General features: G+C 65.2%; 13 protein-coding genes. 5 read left to right on the top strand and 8 right to left on the bottom strand.

Annotation, left to right across the window (positions count from 1 at the left end; genetic code table 11):
* Positions 1-267: 267 nt before the first annotated feature.
* The 3 genes from GNK13_RS08235 to GNK13_RS08225 all read left to right on the top strand — a co-directional run bounded on the left by GNK13_RS08235 (position 268) and on the right by GNK13_RS08225 (position 4,836).
* Positions 268-1,572, top strand: coding sequence for a homoserine dehydrogenase (locus tag GNK13_RS08235; protein ID WP_164102026.1), 1,305 nt, complete (start codon positions 268-270; stop codon positions 1,570-1,572).
* Between the two features lie 192 nt (positions 1,573-1,764).
* The gene (locus GNK13_RS08230) at positions 1,765-2,520 is read left to right on the top strand and encodes an ATP-binding cassette domain-containing protein (RefSeq protein WP_164102035.1); all 756 of its coding nucleotides are present in this window, start codon (positions 1,765-1,767) and stop codon (positions 2,518-2,520) included.
* Positions 2,521-4,836: an ABC transporter permease subunit/CPBP intramembrane protease gene (locus GNK13_RS08225; protein ID WP_164102025.1), complete on the top strand. Its 2,316-nt coding sequence runs from the start codon at positions 2,521-2,523 to the stop codon at positions 4,834-4,836. It begins immediately after the preceding gene.
* A gap of 264 nt (positions 4,837-5,100) precedes the next feature.
* Here GNK13_RS08225 and GNK13_RS08220 read toward each other — a convergent pair whose 3' ends face one another.
* On the bottom strand, positions 5,101-5,943 hold the full coding sequence (locus GNK13_RS08220) for a sugar phosphate isomerase/epimerase family protein (protein ID WP_164102024.1): 843 nt from the start codon (positions 5,941-5,943) through the stop codon (positions 5,101-5,103).
* 275 nt (positions 5,944-6,218) lie between these two features.
* On the opposite strand from GNK13_RS08220, the gene GNK13_RS08215 reads away from it, so the two are divergent.
* The gene (locus GNK13_RS08215) at positions 6,219-7,301 is read left to right on the top strand and encodes a hypothetical protein (protein ID WP_164102023.1); all 1,083 of its coding nucleotides are present in this window, start codon (positions 6,219-6,221) and stop codon (positions 7,299-7,301) included.
* Here the strand turns inward: GNK13_RS08215 and glgX are convergent.
* Positions 7,298-9,415, bottom strand: coding sequence for a glycogen debranching protein GlgX (glgX, locus tag GNK13_RS08210; RefSeq protein WP_164102022.1), 2,118 nt, complete (start codon positions 9,413-9,415; stop codon positions 7,298-7,300). The genes GNK13_RS08215 and glgX overlap by 4 nt on opposite strands.
* 375 nt (positions 9,416-9,790) lie before the next feature.
* Here glgX and purM point away from each other — a divergent pair, with 375 nt between their 5' ends.
* On the top strand, positions 9,791-10,828 hold the full coding sequence (gene purM / locus GNK13_RS08205) for a phosphoribosylformylglycinamidine cyclo-ligase (RefSeq protein WP_164102021.1): 1,038 nt from the start codon (positions 9,791-9,793) through the stop codon (positions 10,826-10,828).
* A gap of 321 nt (positions 10,829-11,149) precedes the next feature.
* Here the strand turns inward: purM and GNK13_RS08200 are convergent, their stop codons facing one another.
* The 6 genes from GNK13_RS08200 to GNK13_RS08175 all read right to left on the bottom strand — a co-directional run bounded on the left by GNK13_RS08200 (position 11,150) and on the right by GNK13_RS08175 (position 20,330).
* A complete protein-coding gene (locus GNK13_RS08200; protein ID WP_164102020.1) occupies positions 11,150-13,564 on the bottom strand; it encodes a protein-disulfide reductase DsbD family protein in 2,415 nt (804 codons plus the stop codon).
* Positions 13,565-13,637: 73 nt separating this feature from the next.
* Positions 13,638-14,858: a phosphotransferase gene (locus GNK13_RS08195; RefSeq protein ID WP_164102019.1), complete on the bottom strand. Its 1,221-nt coding sequence runs from the start codon at positions 14,856-14,858 to the stop codon at positions 13,638-13,640.
* A 22-nt stretch (positions 14,859-14,880) separates the two neighbouring features.
* Entirely contained in the window at positions 14,881-15,438 is a 558-nt protein-coding gene (tsaE, locus tag GNK13_RS08190) for a tRNA (adenosine(37)-N6)-threonylcarbamoyltransferase complex ATPase subunit type 1 TsaE (RefSeq protein WP_164102018.1), read from the bottom strand.
* Positions 15,438-16,424, bottom strand: coding sequence for a thiamine-phosphate kinase (locus tag GNK13_RS08185; protein WP_164102017.1), 987 nt, complete (start codon positions 16,422-16,424; stop codon positions 15,438-15,440). Before GNK13_RS08185 ends, tsaE begins: the two co-directional genes overlap by 1 nt.
* Positions 16,425-16,523: 99 nt before the next feature.
* Entirely contained in the window at positions 16,524-18,203 is a 1,680-nt protein-coding gene (locus tag GNK13_RS08180; RefSeq protein WP_164102016.1) for a peroxiredoxin family protein, read from the bottom strand.
* Between the two features lie 273 nt (positions 18,204-18,476).
* Complete coding sequence (locus GNK13_RS08175) at positions 18,477-20,330, bottom strand: TlpA family protein disulfide reductase (RefSeq protein WP_164102015.1); 1,854 nt, start codon at positions 20,328-20,330, stop codon at positions 18,477-18,479.
* Positions 20,331-20,433: the final 103 nt, after the last annotated feature.

Genomic DNA, 20,433 nt, shown 5'->3' with positions numbered 1-20,433 from the left:
GAAGGGTGAGGGGTGAGGGGTGAAGGGTGAGGGGTGAGGGGTGAGGGGTGAGGGGTGAGGGGTGAAGGGTGAAGGGTGAGGGGTGAAGGGTGAAGGCGGGAAGGGGAACGAGTGCGGTGGTGCTTTTGAGCGTAGGAGGAGCGGCGGAGTCTTGCCAAGGGTGATCGGGCAGGGGCCTACGAACGAGAGCCCGATCGGTTTAGAGTCATTGCCTGGCGACGGGCGTCATTGGTAGCGCAGCGTGTGCGGAATTCTGGCGGAGACGAAATGGAAAAGACGAAAGTAGCGATCGTAGGCATGGGGACTGTCGGCGGCGGAGTCGCCAAACTGCTGCTGGACCATGGCGACCGCACCGCTCGTCACGCTGGCCGCACGCTCTGGCTGGAGCGAGCGGTCGTCCGGGATCTTTCCAAGCCTCGCGATGGCGAGCTTCCCGCCGGGGTCCTGAGCGACGACGTCGAGGACGTGCTGAACGATCCCGAGATCACCGTCGTCGCCCAGCTAATCGGCGGACTCGAGCCGGCTCGGACGATCATGTTGCGGCTGCTCGAAGCGGGCAAAGACATCGTCACGGCCAACAAGGCGCTCCTGGCCGAGCACGGTCCGGAGCTGTTCGACCGCGCCCGGCAGCTCGGCCGGAGCATCGCTTTCGAAGCCTCGGTGGCCGGTGGGATTCCGATCATCACCAACATCAGCCAGTGCCTCTCGGCGAACCAAATCCTGTCGCTCGAGGGGATCCTCAACGGGACGAGCAACTTCATCCTCTCGCAGATGGACCAGCACGCGTTGCCGTACGACGACGCGGTGCGGCTGGCGCAGAAACTTGGCTATGCCGAGGCCGATCCGGCGATGGACGTCGACGGCACCGACGCGGCTCAGAAGCTGGCAATCCTCGCCCACCTCGCGTTTGGGGCCCGCGTCCACTGGCGGGACATCCCGCGAACCGGTGTCGATGCGCTGCACGTGATCGACTTGCAGTTCGCTCGCGAACTCGGCTACCGGATCAAGCTGCTGGCCGTGGCGCGGCTGAGCGAAGCGGGTTTGGAGCTGCACGTCTCGCCGACGCTGGTTCGGATCGGGACGCCGCTGGCCGAAGTCCAAGACGCCTTCAATGCGATCCGCGTCGTGGGCGATGCGGTTGGCCCGGTCTTCTACCATGGGCAGGGGGCAGGGCAGATGCCGACCGCCTCGGCTGTCGTCGCCGACATCATCGACACGGCGGTCGGCCGCACGCGGCTGACGTTCCAGACGCTCGAGCTGTTCTCGGCGAGCGAGCCGCCGCGGGTCGAGCAGCGCTCGTTCGATCAGCTCTCGGGCCGCTACTATTTCCGCTTGCACGTCAAAGATCACCCGGGCGTGTTGGCCGAGATCACCGGCGTGCTCGGCCGCAACTTGGTCTCGATCGCCTCGGTCATCCAGCACGCTCCCCAGTCCGACGGCGATGGCACTTCGGTGCCGCTGGTCGTGATGACGCACGAAGCGCCCGAAGGGGCAGCACGAGCGGCCGCCGAAGCGATGGAAAAACTCTCCTCGGTCAGCGGATCGGTGCTCCGGCTGCGAGTTAAGGACTGAGCGGTTCGCCGCAAGTCTCTCCACGGTTCATTTCATCAGCCGCCGGGCGCTAGCCCCCGGTTCCAGTAACCGGACGCTAGCGCGTGGCGGCTGATAATGCGACTGCCGCGAGAATGAACCGCCTCGCCCATCGACATTTTCCTCGGCCGCGGCTCCCCGGTGAGCTACGTTTCGTGGGAGAGGGGAGTGCCGATGATTGAAGTGACGAATCTGAGCAAAACCTACGACGATATCGGGCGTGGGCGGTTCGTAGCCGTCGACCGAGTGTCGTTCCGAGTGGGCCCGGGGGAAGTGTTCGGTTTGCTCGGTCCCAATGGGGCCGGCAAGACGACTGTCCTGCGGATTCTCAGCACGATGCTGCGGCCGACGTCCGGCCGCGTCCGCGTGCTTGGCCATGACGTCGTCACGCATCCGGCCGAAGTCCGCCGCCAAATCGGCTTCGTCAGCAACAACACCGGGATCTACGACCGGATGTCGGCTTGGGAGATGGTCGAGTATTTCGGCCGTCTCAATGGGATGCCGCGCGATCTCCTGCGAGAGCGTTTGGAAACGCTGTTCGACCAACTGCGGATGAACGACTTTCGCCACGTCGCCGGCGGCAAGCTGTCGACGGGGATGAAGCAGAAAGTCTCGATCGCTCGCGCCCTGGTCCACGATCCTCCGGTGCTGATCTTCGACGAAGCGACGCTCGGGCTGGACGTGCTGGTCGCCCGCGGCTTGCTGCAAGTGATTCGCACGCTCCGCGACGCCGGCAAGTGCCTGATCTTCTCGACGCACATCATGCGGGAAGTCGAACGGCTGTGCGACTCGATCGCCATCATGCACCAGGGGCGAATCCTCGACATCGGTTCGCTCGAGGATCTGCGCGACCGCCACGGCGAGCTCGATTTCGAGGAGCTGTTCTTCGGGATGCTCTCGCGGCACGACCAAGCAGTGGAGATGGCGTAGATGAAGTTCGAGCACCCGCGACCACGCCTCTCGACGGTGATGCTGGTCTACCTCCGCGAGATGCGCGACCAGCTCCGAGATCGCCGCACGATTTTCACGATCGCCGTCCTCCCGCTGGTGTTGTACCCGCTGGTCGGCTCGGTGCTGCTGCAGGTCGCTCAGTTCACGCAGGAACATCCGACGTCGGTCTGTCTGATCGGCGGCGAAAATCTCCCCTCGCACCCGCCGCTGCTGGCCCCGGCCGAAGCATCCTCCAGCCGTGCCCTGGGACGCTTTGCCGACACGCTCGACGAGCAGAGCGAGGGCATCCATTTGGTCCAGCACCCGCTCGCCGCGGACGCCGATCCCGAGCGGGTGCGGGCGGAAGCGGAAGAATGGGTCCGCAGCGATCTATATCACATCGTGCTCTGGGTGCCACCCGGTTTCACCGCCGCGGCGGACGGCGCGGACCAGACTTCCGCGGCGTCTGGGGCCGCTGCTCTGGCAGGGGCCGATGCTCTGGTGGGCGGCGAAAGCGGCAGCACGGCTGCTCGCGGAAAATCGCTGCAAGTCTTCTACAACGTCGCCTCGGATCCCTCGCGGGTGGCGCATCAGCGGATCATGCGAGTCCTTTCGGCGTGGCGAGACCAGTGGGTCCAGGAGCGGCTCGACGCTCGCGGGCTGGACGCCGCGGTCCTCAGTCCGTTTGGCGTCGAGACCGTCGACATCGCTCCCAAAGCGACTCGCGATGCCGCGTTCTGGTCCAAGCTGCTTCCGTTCGTGATGCTGGTCTGGGCGATGACCGGGGCATTTTATCCGGCGATCGACTTGGTCGCCGGCGAGAAGGAGCGGGGAACGCTCGAGACGTTGCTCTGCAGCCCGGCGCTGCGGAGCGAGATCGTGATGGGCAAGCTGGCCGCGGTGACGACTTTCAGTACGCTCACGGCGATGTTGAACGTCAGCAGCATGCTCGTCACCAGCCTGTTCGTCTTTCGCCAAGTCATGCCGCTCGGCCCCGACGGTGGCTCGATGGGGCTGCCGCCGCTGGTTCCCATGCTCTGGCTGCTGGTGGCCCTGTTCCCGCTTTCGGCGCTGTTCAGCGCGTTGGCGTTGGCGATCGCCGCGTTGGCCCGGAGCAGCAAAGAAGGGCAGTACTACCTGATGCCGCTGATGATGGTCTCGCTGCCGCTGGTCCTGTTGCCCCTGCTGCCGGGAACGACGCTCAACGCGGGGACCAGCTTGATTCCCGTGACCGGAATGTTTTTGCTGGCCCGCGCACTGGTCGAAGGCCAGTACTGGGCGGCGCTGATTCACCTGCCGCTGGTCGCCGGCGTAACGCTGCTCTGTTTGTGGATGGCGACGCGTTGGGCGCGGCGTCAGTTCGAAGACGAGACGGTGCTGTTCCGGGGCGGCGAGCAGTGGAATTTGAGCGGTTGGGTACGGCACCTGTGGCGCGACCGCGAAGGGGCCGCCACGGTCGGTCAAGCGCTGATGTGCGCGACCGTGATCCTGGTCGGGATGTTTTTCGCCAAGCTCGTCGTGACCGGTGGGCCGACCGATTGGACCGGCATCCTGCAGATGGTGTTGCTGCCGCAGGTCGGTTTGATTCTGGCGCCGACGCTGCTGATGGCATGCGTGCTGACTCGGTCGATGCGTCAGAGTCTGCGGGTGCGTCGCCCAGCCATCCTTTCGCTACCGGTGGCCGTCTTGCTGGGCGTGGCGCTGCATCCGACGTACATGGCGCTCGGCCAATTGATCCAACAGATCTATCCGCTCAGCGACGCAGCGCTCGCGGCTCTTCAGCCCTTTGAACGGATCGTCAGCACCGCTCCGCTGTGGCAAGTCATCATCGTGTTGGCGGTGGTCCCGGCGATCTGCGAAGAGCTGGCGTTCCGCGGGTTCATGTTCTCCGGGCTGGTCCGGGACCATGGCCGCTTGCGAGCGATCGTCGGCACTTCGGTGCTGTTCGGAATGTCGCACGGCGTGCTCCAGCAGAGCATGGCGGCGACCGTGATGGGTGTGTTGCTGGCCTGGATCGCGCTGCGAACCGGCAGCATTCTGCCGGGGCTTCTCGTCCACCTGACGAACAATGCGCTCTCGGTCTCCCTCGGCCGGCTGGCCACCTCGGACGCCCCCTGGGTCCGGCACTTCCTCAGCGGCGACAGCGGCGAACCGGCCTATCGCCTCGAATGGGTCTTGCTGGCCGGCTGCATCGCCGTGCTGTGCCTGGTCTATTTCAGCGTCGTCCGCTCCTGCGAGCCAGCCGAGCTGGGCCCGGACGACGGCGACGAGGTAAACGAACCCGCGACCGCAGCCACGCCAGCGCTGGCCGGCTGAGCGGGAAGAGAGGCCACCGAAGAACACAGAAAAGCACGGAAGGGGAACAGGGGGATGGAAACCGGTTGTCGGGAGAGCTCTCTAACCTCGTTCTTGAAGGTCGAGAAAAGATCTGCCGACTTACCCGTTTTCCGTTTACTTTCTTCCGTGCTTTTCTTTGCTTTTCTTTGCTTTTCCGTGCTTTTCCGTGCTTTTCCGTGCTTTTCCGTGCTTTTCCGTGTCCTTCCGTGGCCCGTCTCCTCCTATCCCCGCGCCCCGATCGGCTCAGGCCAGCTCGGCTTTGAGATTCCGCAGCAGCTCGACGGCGGCTCCGATTTCTTGGAGCTGACGCTCGGGGTCCTGGGGGATTTCCCGTTCGATCGTCAGCGGACCGCGGTAGCCGATCTCGTCGAGCGTCTGGAGATACTTGCGGATGTCGACGGCGCCTTGGCCGAGCGGCACTTCGGCTCCCCAGGTCTTGCCCGGCTGATCGCTCCAAGTGGCGTCTTTGCAGTGCACGCTACGGACGTGTTTTCCGACCGCTTTGAGCGCGGGAATCGGCTCGCCGGTTCCGTAGAGGATCATGTTCGCCGGGTCGAAGTTGACCTTCAGGTTGTTGCGTTCGACTTTGCTGATGAACTGCAGCAGCCCCTCGGCCGTTTCTTGACCGGTCTCCAGGTGCAAGAACTGGTCGCGGTCGCCGCAGTAGTCGCAGAGTTCGCGGGTCACGTCGACGATTTCACCATACTTCGGATCCGAGGCGTCTTCGGGGACGAACCCGAGGTGCAGAGCGACGGTATCGCAGGAGAGGGCGTGGGCGAAGTCGGCGATCTGCTTCATCTCCTCGAGCCGCTCTGCGCGGGTGGCTTTGGGAACCAAGCCGATCGTCCGCTCGACGGTCGGGATGTCGGCATAGCTCTCGCCTTCAAAGCCGCCGAAAACCGCCGTCAGCGTCACGTCCATCGATTCGAGTTGCCGCCGCAGCTCAGACGCTTTCGCCGGAATCCGCGACTCGACGTGCGGGGCGTGGAGCTGGATCGTGGGCACCTTCAGGTCGCGGATGACTTCCCACCGCACTCCGAGGCCCGCGTCGACGCTGGCGAAAACTCCGATCGGCCACTTTTCCATGGTGTTGACTCCTGAGGGTTAATGGTTCGGCGGACGCTCCCGCCGTGCAAACGGATCGGTCTCCCGAACGGATCGGTCTCCCGAACGGATCGGTTCCCCGATTTGGTTCAGTCTCGAAACGGTTGGGGGGCCATTGTAACGTTCCGTGCAAGGATTCGGAGCAGGGCGGGTTTTCCCCCGCGGCGGGGCGGTTACCATTCGACTTGCTCGATTGAGCATGTTCTGGCCCCGTCTCCCTGGCGCTCTCTTTTTCCTTCGTCTCCCCGCGAATTGTGATGACCGAGGTATCTCCCGATCTCCGGCCCGAGAGCGGCTTTTTGCTCCGCTTGCGGACCTGGCGCGACGCGCTCCCTTGGCTGGCGCTGGTCGATTGCTTGCGGCCCGTCACTTCGGTCATCAATCTGACGCTGATCGGACTTACCTTCTGGCTCTCGATCGGCTTGGCGTATGCGGTTCAGTGGGCGTTTGACGCCCCGGTCGGCGACCTGTCGTCGGCCTTCGCACCGCCCCGGGGGATGCTCGGCGAGTGGTGGGCGGCGCCGCAGTTGGCCGACGCTTGGTGGTGGCTGGCCGGGCCCACGCTGGCGATCGTCGAGGGTGGTTCCTGGACGCGGTTGTCGATGCTCGTGCTGCACCAGGCCTTGCTACTGGTCGTGTGGGCGGTTCCGGCGGCGTACCTGATGCGGCAGTGCTCGCTGTCGATGGCGGGTCGGTTGCAGATGGGAACCGGGGAAGGGCTGCGGCTGGCGGCGGGTCGTTTTTTTCCGCTCTTGGTTGCGGCTCTAATTCCGGTCCTGGCCGTCGTGTTGATCTGGATCTACTTCGTGTTCAGCGGCTTGCTGGGACGGATTCCGGAAGTCGGCGAGTGGATCGCGGCGGCCGTCCAGTTGCTCGGTTTGCCGCTGGCGATCGTTGCGGGGCTGCTCGCCTTTGGCGGCCTGTTCGCCGTGCCGCTGGCCTGGGCCGCGGTGGCGACCGAGCAGGAGGGAAGCGGCTTTGATGGGATCAGCCGCGGGTACGAATATGTTTTGCGGCGGCCGTTGCAGCTGGTCTTCTACGGGCTGATCGCGGCGGCAATCACCTACGCCCTGTCGCTGCTGGCTCGCGGAGTGACGCTGGCAGCTTGGTTGGTGATCGACTTTGGCTACCAGATCGGCAGTGGTAGTGACGACGCGCCGCCGCGGCTGGTCGCGGCGGTGGTCGCCAGTCTGCCGACGATCGTGGTGCTGAGCCTGTTCTGGTCGCTCTCCGCCGGGCTGTATTTGCTGCTCCGGCGGAGTGCGAACCATCAGGAGATCGAAGACGTTTGGGAAACGCCCCGGCCGAAGCCGGAGCCGTTGCCCGAGTTGAAGGTCTAACTCCGGAGAGCCGATCCGGAGGCCTTCAGTGGCTCGCTGACGTAAACCTTCATCGCTTTGTAGGAGACTTCGACCTTGCGGCTGCTCGGCGGCTGCGGTCCGTCGAGCTCGGGGTAGATCTCGTTCGGAGCGGCGGCGGCGGTATCGACGAACAGATTCCAGTGCATTCCCCGGCCGTGTTCGGGGAGGTGGAACGTGATCGGTTCGCCGGTCGAGTTGATCAGCAACAGCACGTCTCGGCCCACCCCTTCCGGATCGTCGACCCGCGGGGGGGCAGCGACGTAGGCGGCCATGGCCAATTGGTGCTGTCCCCAATCGAGCGGCTCGCCCGCCGGGCTGTACCACGACAAGTCGGGCAATTGGCGGCCGTCGCTCGGCTGGCCGGTGAGGAAGGTTTTGCGGCGAACGGTCGGCTGCTCGCGGCGGAAGTGGATCAGCCCGGCGGCAAAGCGAACTAGGTCGCTGTTCTTCTCCACCAATCGCCAATCGAACCAGCTCAGGTCGTTGTCTTGGCAGTAGGCGTTATTATTCCCCCGCTGGGTCCGTCGGCACTCGTCGCCGCTGACCAGCATCGGAACGCCCTGGCTGAGCATCAACGTGGTCAGCATGTTGCGCAGTTGGCGGATGCGGACTTCGTTGATGCCTTTCTTCCGCGTCGGCCCTTCGACGCCGTAGTTGTCGCTGATGTTGTTGTTGTCGCCATCGCGATTTTCCTCGCCGTTGGCCAGGTTGTGTTTGTCGCGATAGGAGACGAGGTCGTTCAGCGTGAAGCCGTCGTGCGAGGTAATAAAGTTGATGCTGCAGAAGGGAGCCCGACCGGCGTGCTCGTACAGATCGCTGCTGCCAGCCAACCGCGTCGCCAGCGCCCCGAGCGTTCCGCTGTCGCCCCGCCAGAACTTCCGCACGTCGTCGCGGTAGCGTCCATTCCACTCGGCCCACCGCAGGTCGCCGAACGAGCCGACCTGATAGGCACCGGCCGCGTCCCAGGCTTCAGCGATGATCTTGGTGTCGGCCAGCATCGGATCCTCGGCGATCAGCTCGACCATCGGCGGATTCGGCACCAGGTGGCCGTAGCGGTCGCGGCTGAGAATGCTCGCCAAATCGAAGCGGAACCCGTCGATGTGGTAGTTGTGCACCCAGTGCCGCAAGCAGTGGAAGATCATCTCGCGGACGACCGGGTGGTTGCCGTTGAACGTGTTCCCGCAGCCGCTGTAGTTGGCGTACTTCTTGCCACCCTCTTCGAGGATGTAGTAGACCTGGTTCTCGAGCCCTTTGAAGCTCAGCGTCGGGCCGTGCTCGTTGCCTTCGCAGGTATGGTTGAAGACGACGTCCAGGATGACTTCGATCCCTGCCTGGTGCAGGGCTTTGACCATCGTCTTAAACTCTTTCACCTGGGCGCCGGGCTCGCGGCCGTGGGCGTAGCCGCGGTGCGGGGCGAAAAACGCCATCGGGTCGTAGCCCCAGTAGTTCGGCCGCGACGGGCGGTTGCCCATCACGTCGCGGATCGGGAACTCGTGGACCGGCATCAACTCGACCGCCGTGATCCCCAGCGATTTGAGGTAGGGGATCTTCTCGATCACGCCGAGGTAGCTGCCGGCGGCGTTGACCCGAGCGGTGCGGCTCTTGGTGAACCCGCGGACATGCATCTCGTAGATCACCGAATCGGAGAGGTCGTGCCGCAGGTGGCGGTCTCCCTCCCAGTCGAAATCATCGTCGTCGACCACCACGCACTTGGGCGGCCGGATCACGCCGTCGGTGCTCCGCTGGAACGTTCCAGCGAGCGCTTTGGCGTAGGGGTCGATCAGGCGGGCTGAAGCATCGAAGCGGTGGCCGCTCTCCGGATCGAACGGACCACTCGCTTGCAGGTGGTAGAGCTGTCCGGGAGCAATCCCCGGAACGTAGACGCTCCAGATGTCGCCCCACCGATCGGTATCGCGGTCAAAGTGGATGACTTCGGCCGGTTCCCGGTCTCCCACCTTCCCGTACAGCAGCAAACTCATCGAGGTTGCGCTGCGGCTGAAAACGGAGAACTGCACACCGCCCTCTTTGGAGATCGCTCCAAAGGGCAGCTGGTAGGTGAACTGCAGTTCGGGGTGCGGGTGACGCATAAGCATAGAGGTAGATCCTTCCTAACACTCGTGGGTTGCATCGCGGATAGCAAATCGCTCCCGGAGTCCACCGTGGCAATCGGTCGACTCAAAACCCTACCACCCTCCAGGCAACAAGCCCCGGAGAGCGGCCGCGAGCGGAGATTTTTTTGCTATCGGTCTGCGCGACGCATCACCTAGCGAGCCGCTATCGGAAAGACCTTTCACGTGGATGAGGCAAGGATTGACGACTGGGGCCGGCCCCCCTTGAACGGGTGCCGCAACCAGTGTACCTGCAAACCGCACCACCCACGCAGCGATTCCCCCCCGCCAATCAAAGCCGATTTCGGATACGATTGCTCGGCCACCGCTTTTTCACTGCCCACCCCTCCCGAATCCGCCATGGCCGCTACTTACAAAGACGCCGGAGTCGACCTCGATATCTACGCCCAGTCGATGGGACGCTTGCCGGCGCTGATGCACCGCACCTTCAGCCCTCGGGTTCTGCCGAGCGACGGAGGCTTTGCGGGACTGTTTCGACTCGATTTCGACTCGCCCCTGTTCCGCCGCGGCTACCGCGATCCGGTCTTGGTCAGCGGCACCGACGGCGTGGGAACCAAGCTGAAGATCGCCCAGTTGACCGGCCGGCACGACACCGTGGGGATCGATCTGGTGGCGATGTGCGTCAACGATTTGCTCTGCACCGGCGCCGAGCCGCTGTTCTTCCTGGACTATGTGGCGATGGGCAAGGATCTGCCCGACCGGCTCGAAGCGATCGTCCGCGGGATCAGCGACGGCTGCGTCGCCGCCGATAGCGCCCTGCTCGGCGGCGAAACGGCGATCATGCCCGATATGTACGGAGCCGAAGACTACGACCTGGCAGGCTTCGCCGTCGGGGTGGTCGATCGCAGCAAGCTGATCGATGGCAAAGCGATCACCGCAGGCGACGCCGTGCTCGGCATCCACAGCAGCGGCTTGCACTCGAACGGCTTCAGCCTGGTCCGCAAGATCATCTCCGATGCCGGGCACAGCTACGACGACGCGCCGGCCGAGCTCGGGGGCGAAAAGATCGTCGACGTCGTGATGCGGCCCACGCAAATCTACGTCCAGGCCCTCCGCGCGGTGCAGTCCCACTACCAAGTGAAACAAGTCCTGCACGGGATCGCGCACATCACCGGCGGTGGGTTGCAGGAAAACCTCGGCCGGATCCTTCCCCCCGGCGTCAAGCCGGTGATCGACGAAGGAGCGTGGACGCGGCCGCCGGTCTTCGACTGGCTGCAGCGGCTCGGCGAGGTCGCCGACGACGAGATGGCCCGCGTCTTCAACCTCGGCATCGGCATGGTGCTGGTCGTCAACGAATACTACGCCTCGACCGTCTGCAAACTGGTCCGCGAAACCGGAGTCGAGTGCCAAAGGATCGGGACGATCGAAGGGAAGTAGCGGGGTGGTCCCCTCTCCCCCAAATGGCTCGCGAGGAAAACTCAACAATCATCCACGACCTCAGCCGCGAACCGTTTGGGGGAGAGGGTTAGGGTGAGGGGGCTCCGGCAATGGGTTCAGCCTCCGACGTGAACACGTATCTCTCAGCGACCGTTTGTCCTTTCGTCGGTCCCCCGAGGCATACGGCGACTGGCGAGCCGGCCGCTTTCGCAGACCCCCTCACCCCCCGCCCTCTCCCCCAAAGAGAATCGCGAAACAGTTTGCGGGTAGAGGTGGAGCGAACACCGCGATTCGCTTTGGGGGAGAGGGGGCCCAAAAACCCTACCGCGTCGCGCTGCTCGGTCGCTCCGCCAGCTGCTCTGGCGGCTCGGAGGCTCCGGCCGAGCGGAGCGCGTCGAGCACTTGCTCCTGCGAGACGAGGTCGCGGAGCACGATCGGTTCGCCGGGCCGGCCGGCCGGATAGATCGCCAGGACCGGGATCGCATTGCTCTCGAGCTCGCTCAGCTTGGCCCGAATCTCTTCGTTGTGATCGGTCCAGTCGGCCAACAGCGGGACCGCGTCGAGCTCCCGCATTAGCTCGGCCGTCTCTTCGGTGTTGATCGCCACGTTGTAGTTGACGATGCAGTTCACGCACCACTTGGCGGTGAAGTCGACCATCACCGTCTTGCCTTCCCGCTGCAGCTGGGCCAACCGCGGCTCGCTGTAGGGCTCCCACGGCAGGACTTCATCTCCCGGGACGAGCATCCGAAACGCCAACAGCCCGACCAGAACGGCCGAGGCGAGCCCGCCGCTCCAGGCAGTCGCCCGCCGCTGCAGCGAGTCCCACTGCGGAACGCGGCCGATCAGCCAGCAAGCGAACCAGGCACCGATCAAGGTCACGAACACCGGGAGCTTATGCTCATCGGAAAATCCGGCGAACAGGAAGGCGACGGTGCCGAGCAGCACGAACGCCATCAACTGCTTGAGCGTCTCCATCCACGCTCCCGGTTTGGGCAACCAGAAGACCAACTGCGGCGAAATTCCGATCAGGATGTACGGCAGCGCCATTCCAAGGCCGACGGTGGTGAACACCAGCACCGTGATCCAGGGAGGTGCGGCGAGCGTGAATCCAAACACCACGCCGAGCAACGGACCGCTACAGGGAGTGGCCAGCACCGTCGTGAACACGCCCTTGAAGAACGCTCCGGCCGGTCCTTCTTTCTTTTGCAACTGCTGCGAGGCTTTGCCCGAGGCGAAGCCGGGCAACGGAATCTCCCAAACGCCCAAAAAGCTCAGCGCCATGACGAACACGAGCAATGCCAGGGCAAGCCGGAATTCGAAGTAGGTGAACTGCTGCCCCCATGAGAATTGCTGGCCGGCATACACGCGGAACGCGACCGCCAGCCCGGCGAGCAACCAAAAGACGCTAAGCAATCCGAACGAATACCACAGGTTATGGCTGAGCACCTTGCTGTGCTCCTCTCCGGCTTGATCGATCAGCGCCATCAGCTTCAGGCCGACCACCGGGAGCACGCACGGCATCAGGTTCAAAATCAAACCGCCGATCAGCGCCATCCCCAGGATCGCGCTCAGCGGATAGCGGGAAGTGGCTTCCACCGCCGCCGCAGTTCGCGGATCCTTGGTCGGCGAATCAACCCAGTCAGTCGTCGCCGCCGCGTCGAGCACATCGGGATAACGGGCCGAGGCAAAGGCCAGCGGTTCCGCTTCGTCGCTCAGCCCCTCGCCGACCCGGACGTGGCCGCTGAACTTCAGTCCCTCCGGCTGACGGCAACTGGTATCGGTGCACGCTTGATAGCCGACGAACCCCTCGATCGGATACTCGCCCGCCGCGGCATTGTTGGGAATCGTGATCGGGATCGTCCACGTCACCGCTCCCTCGTAGTAGCTGACCGACGGAGCACCGGCGACCCCCTCCTTCTCGACCGGCTCGGCCGAGGCGAGCGGGGCCTTCGCTGCCAGCCCACTCAGCTGGGTCAGCACCAAATTGGTGGCGTTGCTCGCATCGTCGAGCGCAATTTTGTAGACGTGGAAGCCTTCATCCGGAGCGGCGGTCAATTGCAGTTCGACCGTCTCTCCAGCGGCAGCCACTGCCGGGACGATCATCCCCTGCCAATGTACGACCGAACCTTCCTCGCGGAACAACCCGGTCGGCTTGGCCGCCTCGTAGGTGCCGGCGTAGGTGGCGATGAGCTTTTCATCAAACGGAATGCACGACCCGTCGCTCTGACAGGTCAGCCCCTTGGCGCGAATCCCGATCTCCAGGTTCTCGCGATCGGCACCCTCGACGATCTCGATCGGAGCCGTCCAAACGACCTGATCGGCGTGCTCCTCGATCGTCAGCCCCGGCCAGACATCCGAGAGGCTTTTTGCCGGCGGCTCGCTCGGCACGAACGGGCCCAGCAGCCGCACTCCTTCGGGACCCGTCAGCTCCAGCTTCGTCGGCGTCGGCCCCCCGGCCGGCTGAGTCGTCGAATAGACGTGCCACTTGGGGCTCAGCTCGGCGGCGACGCGGACTCGCCCCCGCTGGCTCTCGGCAGCCAGTTCATACGAGACGGCGAAAGTGATCTTCGCTTCGTTCGCCGCCGGAGCATCGAGCGAGCCGAAGTCGAACTTCCCCGCCTCGAAACCGCCAGGCGTTTCGAACTGGCCTTGGACCGATCCGGGCGCCGCGAATCCCAGCAGGCCGATCGCGGCGAGGCAGGCGAGCGCCGTTCGTAGGAGACCAAGGCTTGTCATCTCTGTTCCGCCTTTGAGGAATTTTTCGAATCCGCCCGTCGACACTGATTCTACGGACAATCGAAAAAAAGGGTCAACGTGTTTCGATTCCCGTCGAATTGCCGAGCCCGGCGGCCATTTGCTGCCGCATTATACGCATCCAGCCCTCCAGCCGCGCGGTGACCGCTTCCGCCGGTCCGGCAAACGAACGCCCTTCCACCGCCACCCAGACGAGCCAGTTGGCCAAGCTAATCAAGGGGCTGACCTCGGCCAGCACTCGCGCCAGCTGTTCTTCCTCGGCTGAAAACTCTCCCGCGGCCCGGTAGGCAGCTAGCATCTCGCTCCACAGCCGCTCCTCACACCGCGGCCACTCGTCCGGGGGCAATGCCAAGCGCACGCTGCTGACGAGCCGCGCCAGATCGGTCGCGGGCGTGTCGATGCGAACCGCGTCGTAATCGACGATCCCGCTCAGCCGCTTCTCGTTGAGCAGCACATTGCCCAGATGAATGTCTCGAAACACGTACTGCTGGCGGATCACAACCCGCTCCCACGGCCGCAGCAAGCGCACGGCCCGCTGCCGCTCGGCTCCCCACGCCTGCCGCAAACACTCCCGAGCCCGCTCCAGCGGCGAACCCGGCACGAAAAGGCGATGCGAAACGGCCCGCGGGTCGACCCCGGGGCCAAGCAGCGGCTCAAGCAACCGCTCGAGCTCCTGCAACCGCTGCAAGCGAGCCGCGACCGCTGGTACCGCCCCTCTCACGAGTCCGCCAGCGAGCGACCGGCTGGGAAGAAGCTCACTGGAAATCGGCCCCATAGGAACGGGCTCGCTCAACGGGCGAACTGCCGCGTGGAACTGGGCGACGGCCGCCGCGATTTGCCGCAGCACTTCAACCAGTTCCTCGGCACCTGCCACCTCCGAAAAGCTCCACGGCTGACCGGGCATCCACTGGCAACAGTCCCAGACGCGGCCGGCGGCGACGAGCCAGGTTCGCGGCTCCTCAGCGCCGGCAACCGCGGCGCTAGCTGCCGCGTCGAGCGGCTCGACCGCCGGCGTCCACTGGCAGCCAAGTCGGCGAGCCTGCCGCATCACGCGGTGCACTTCGGCGACGCGTTCCGCCGAGACCGCCGGAGGCCAACCGCGGACGGCCCATTGCGGCAGAGGCTCCGCCAGCGGGGAAAGAGCCGCCGTGCCTCGCCTGGCGCGATAGATATCCGCTCCGCTCAGACCTCCGCCGATGCGAGCCGCGCCGGTCACGCCGCGCGACCGCAGCCAAGCATCGAACACCGGAGCTGGAAGCGAGTCGAGCAGGACCATGAGCGATCCGCAGCCCCCGATTTCAAGCCGAAGTGAATTCCGACGCCAAGCCCGCGAGCCTCGCCTCCCACGGATCACGGTGGCCCCGGACCGTCACGATGCGCCGCTCGCTGGCGGTCCACTCCATCTCGATCCACAGCGTCGCGGCGGGCAAGCAGCGCTCCACCCGGCGAGCCCATTCGATCAACATCACCGCCGTCTCGTCTTCCCACAGCTCCTCGACGCCCAGCTCGAGGAACTCATCTTCATCGTGCAAGCGGTACGCATCGAGGTGATGCAGCGTGCGGTTGCCCGCCGCGTAACTCCGCAGCAACGAAAACGTGGGGCTTGTGACCGCCTCGCGCTCGACTCCCTGGGCCGCGATGATCGCTTGAGCCAACCGCGTTTTGCCGGCCCCGAGCGTCCCCACCAATCCAACGCAGCTGCCTCCGGGCAGATGCTCCGCCAGCCAGCGGCCGAGCCGCTCGGTGTCGTGGAGATCGGCCAGCTCGATCCGTTGGAAGAATTCGTCGGGCCGCTGCGAGAATTCGTCGGGGTGCTGCGAGGAATCGTCGGGGTGCTGCATGGACGCCTCGGGCATCAGCGTCGGCCGTGGATGAAACCGCGTGGACTCATCCGCTCCAAATGGCCCCCGCGGCGGGCCCACAAACCGGTCCTGCCGGTGAAGGTCCCAATCTGCGTCAGCGGAACTCCGAAATCCTGCTTCAACAGCGCCGCGACCGATTGCGGTGCGACCGCCAGGATCAATTCAAAATCCTCGCCATCACCCCAAGCGTGCTCAAGCGGAGAAGCGGAATCTCGGGAGGCGAGTTTGACTGCGTCGGCGTGGATTGGAATCGCCTCGAGATCCATCTCCGCTCCGACGCCGCTCGCGGCACACAAGCGATCGAGGTCCAGCGACAACCCATCGCTGATGTCGATCGCCGCGTGCACGTCGACGCTCTCGGCGATCCGCCGCGCCTGCCGCACGCGAGGTTCGGGCTCCAGATGGCGTCCGAGGATACTTCCACCGACCGCACCGGTGACAACGATCGCGTCTCCTTCACGGGCTCCGCTGCGGAGCCACCCACCCCCGGACGGCACCGCTCCGAGGATCGTCACCGAGACCGCGACCGGCCCGTCGTAGATCGTGATATCGCCGCCGGCGATCGCCAATCCGTACTCCTTGGCGACCGCCAGGATCCCATCGTAGATCCCCGCGGCGATCTGCGTGCTGCCTTCGCGAGGCAACGACAGGGTGACGAGAATCGCGATCGGTTCGGCGGCCATCGCCGCCATATCGCTGAGGTTGACGAGCACCGCCTTCCGCCCGATCGCCGGCAAGGGATGCTCAGCGAGGAGAAAGTCGACCCCGTCGGCGACCTGATCGGTGGCGATCACCAATTGTTGACCCTCTCGCTGGCCTTCCCGAGCCGCTCCGGGGGGCCACGCTCCGGGTGGCCACGCTCCGGGTGGCCACGCTCCGGGTGGCCAATGGAGAATTGCCGCGTCATCCCCAATTCCTACGGCGACGCGAGGCAGGTCACTGCTCCGCCCTTTGAGCCAGGCCAGAAAACTTTGTTCCATCGCCGCCCTCTGCACCCCTATCGATGATTCGCGAGTCGGAAAGAATTCCCGGGAATCGTCCGCGTTGGGGAGCCGATGGTCAACCTCCCCGGTTGCGTCTCATGGGGTGGCCAGGCTGACTTGCTCCAAAGTGTTGCCTTGATCCAACGGCGCGGGCTTCGGGAGCGGAGTGCCGCGGAGCTCCTCGATCTGGCTGCAGATTCGTTCGACCAGATCGATCGGCTGCCAGGTGTGGATGAACCGCGGTTTGCCCGTGGCATCGAGCAGGAGCAGAGTTGATTTGCCGATGCTGAACAGGTTCTCCCGTTCGGCCAGCGCGAGGTCGTGGAATAGCGGCACGCTCGGCCCGACTGCGTGGCTAATCGCCTCAGCGTTTTCTCGCGAATAGGTGGTGGCAAAGGCGACGACCGCGAGCTCCTCGTCGGTAAATCGTTGCCGCAGTTCGGCCACCACTCGGATCGTCCGCGTCGCGTGCGGTGTGCCGCGGCAGAGGAACCCGATCAGCAGAGGCTTGCCGCGATAATCCGTCCCGCTTCGCTCGACACCCATCAAATCGGTCGAACTCCACGTCAGCCTTTCGAGGCGATGCAAATTCGCGATGCATTGCCGTTCGCCGATCAACTGCGAGTGGCTCGCCTGCAACGCAAACATCCCCGAAGTGAGGCCGATTCGTAGCACTGAATCGCCCATCGCATCGCGGGCCTCGACCGCGCGATCGGACAACTCCCGGAGACAGGCATACGGCTCTTGCTGCACACCGCCGCGGACCTCCACCAGCCCTTCGGCGGAGATTGGGTGGATGGCCGAGGATTGTGCCCGCCAAGGCACGCCGCCGACTGCGGGATCGAACACAGCGGTCGAGACCAGCGCGGCGGCTGCCTCGGACGACGGCGACGCGGGCAGTTCGGTGCTCGCCGGAGCCGAGATGCTATGGGCCACTTCGAGGATCCAGCGATGGAAGCGCTCCCACTTCTCCAGATCGACGGCCATCGTCTCCACCCGGCCCGCCGGAATCTCCGAGACTTCGACGAGCTCCAATCGGCTGCTCGACCCTCCCCGTCGCTTTCGCCAATGCCCCTGTTCGGAGAGCTCCAAGCTGAGCAGGACTTGCGACTTTCGGTCGTAGCAGAACCGCATGTGGCAGTCGATCTCTTCGATCCGCTGCACGATGGAGTCGCTGGCGACCTGGACCAGCATCGTCGGATCGTCTTCGGCGGTCTCGCCCGCCGGTTCCATCTGCCAGCGGCAACCGTCGCTCGCCTCCACCACATGCACGTGGGAGTCACTGGTGAACTCGGGCATGCGCAGCACGAAGGCGGCGGGGTCGATCTCCGACGGAGGTGCTCCCGGGGGAGTGATCACCCGCACGATCCGTCCGGCCGGATTGGTCCAGCAGACGGTGACCGAGTCGCCAAGCTCGATCGCGTCGAAGGGATATCCCCGCGACGCCCCTTGCTGCTTGTCGATGTGAACGATGTGGGGGACCAGCCCATCGGGACCGGGCGGGAGCCGATAGACGTCGACCTCCCAACCCACCAACCGTGGCCCCGCCATGCCTGCCATCTCCCCCTGCCCGATGTAGCGAAGCCGGACTCCTTCGCTCGTCGAACTGGCAGCGAGTCGCTCGCGGCCGGTGAGCTCCGCGGTCGTTGCCGACGCAAGCGGGGGCACCGGGATGGCCTCAAGAATCGCTGGCGGAGCGGCTTCAAACCAACTGAAGACCCCCAGCATTCCGAGCCCCAGCCCGAAACAAAACATGCCTCGACGTCGCCTGTCCATCCGCCTCAGCTCCCCTGCGTGATGGTGCAATTTCCGGATTCGCCGGAATTCCGGGAGCGAGCCGAGTCGCTTGCATGGCCGAGCGAGCCGAAGTGGCCGACGGGGCCGAGCGAAAGGACTGCGCTAGCGGAAAGGCCGGAGGATTCGGAGCCGATTCCGTGGGGGCCATCCTATCGCACCCTCCTTCCGGATCGCAACCACCTCCCCCCCGGCGGGCGGCAAATCGTCGCGGGAACAGCGAAAAGCCGTCGCGTCGTCGCGGTTCGGGAAAGTTTACCGAGCCGGCTCGAGCAACTTCTCGATCGTTGCTGCCACCGCCGCGTGGCTCAAGGCAACCGCCGCGACTTCGCCTTGGGCGTTGAGCACGACGACCGTCGGGAGCGAGACGACGCCGAGGCCGCGAGCCAAGTTGCTCGCATAGGCCGTTCCGCCGCTGTCGACCGCAGCGAAACTCGGCCACGGCATCGAGCCGCGAGCCAAAGCGGCGGCCCGCTGCTGTCCGGCCGGACTGAGATCCATGTTGACGCCGACGATGCGCACCCGGCCGTCAAACTCGGCAGCAAATTGCTCGAGCCCCGGCAGGGCGTCGATCGAACCGACATCCTCGACGGCCCAAAACGGCATCAGCACGACGCTGCCCCGATAGTCCTCGAGCGAAAGCGGTTCGCCCGCAAGATCGGTCGTCGCGTCGCTGGCCAGCGGCTGCCCGATGATTTCACGGCGAGCTTCAAAAGCCTCGATCGCCTCGCCCGCCGCGGCCGCCACCTCCGGGTTGGCAGCGGCGACCAAGTGTTCCTCGATCGCTGCGTAGATGGCCGCTGCCGAATCATCCATCGCCATCGATTCCATTTGCAGCGCCAGACTCGCCAGATACCGCAGCGAAAGCATGTCGGGCTGCTCCGAAGCGACTTCCGCTGCCTTCGCTCCCCAACCCTCGGGGGTCGTATCGTCGGCCGCCGACAAGTCCCGCCGCATCGCTTCCAGTTCGTCGAAGCGGGCCGCCGCCAAAACCTCCGCCGCCAGCTGTGACAACTGCGGATCGTCGACGCCAGCAAATGCCGTGGCGATCTGATTGTGGACCGCCGTCGCCGCTTCGTCGTAGCCGTACTGGGTGAGCACCATCATCGCCCGCTGCATGGCCATCAGCGCCGACGGATCGAGCAACTCGGGCCGCGAGGCCAACTGCGACACGAACTGGAGAACCTCGTCCGGCTCTTCGGTCACGCCTCCCTGCAGCCGCTCGAGCGCGAACCCGATCAACACGGCGCGGCTGTCGCGGGCGATATCGTCGACCGGATGGTTGAGCAACTCGATCGCGAATTGCTCCAGCGCCTGCGCTGCCGGCAGATCACCGAGGGCCGCTTTGTGGCTGAGCGCCTGCATGCGGGCGCGAATGCCGATCGCCTCGTCCTCACTCCCATCGACTGCTTGCTCCAGCAACCGCTCGGCCGCCTGCTGCTTGAGTTCCGCCACCCGCCGGATCTCGGCGACCAGTTCGTCGCGCTCTTGAATCTCCGAGCGGCCACTGCCGAGCCTCTCGATCTCGCGGTCGACGATCCCCAAAAACGACTTCAGATCCGCCGGAGCATCGCCCGGCGGCAGCTGCAATCCGGAAGCCCGAGCCGAGCGGGGCGCTGCGGCGCTCGCTTCGCCGCGGCTGGCAACGGGCGACTCCCCATCGCTCGCCACACCGGCCTCCTGCGGCAGCATACTGGCCTCCTGCGGCAGCACACTGGCTTCCTGCTGCGGAACGCGAACGGGCGGGGCGACCTGGGGCGGCGACGAGCGGTCGCCGCCGCCGAACCGAGGAACGCTCGGCGATGGGGAAGCCGCATCGTCGCTACGCCGCTGCCGGTTGGCGAGCAGCGCGTCGTTGAGCGGCGAGGAGTCGGAGGCCGAGCCCTCGCCGTCACTGGCTGGCTCACCCGCTGGCTCACCCGCTGGCTCACCCGCTGGCTCACCCGCTGGCTCCGCTGAACCGCTGCACCCGGCGGCGGCGGCGAGAAGTCCCGCGGCGAGCAGCATGAGGAGCCGAGAAGCCCGCGCCACTCGAACGGGATGCGACGCTGGAACGCGATGCGGGGTTCGAGAGGCGTGGGCGAACGACCAAGAGAAGAAGGTGTGCATGCCGCAGCAATCCGACGAGCGAGCCGGGGGAACAGTCCAGGGGAGCCTTCTAGCATGACGATTCTCCTCCACCGGCGAAACCTTGACCGGCGAGCGAAACCTT

The organism is Candidatus Laterigemmans baculatus, from assembly GCF_010367455.1.
GTDB classification, from domain to species: Bacteria; Planctomycetota; Planctomycetia; order Pirellulales; family Pirellulaceae; genus Laterigemmans; species Laterigemmans baculatus.
The sequence above is the reverse complement of the archived record's forward strand: the minus strand, read 5'-3'. Positions and strand labels throughout refer to the sequence as shown.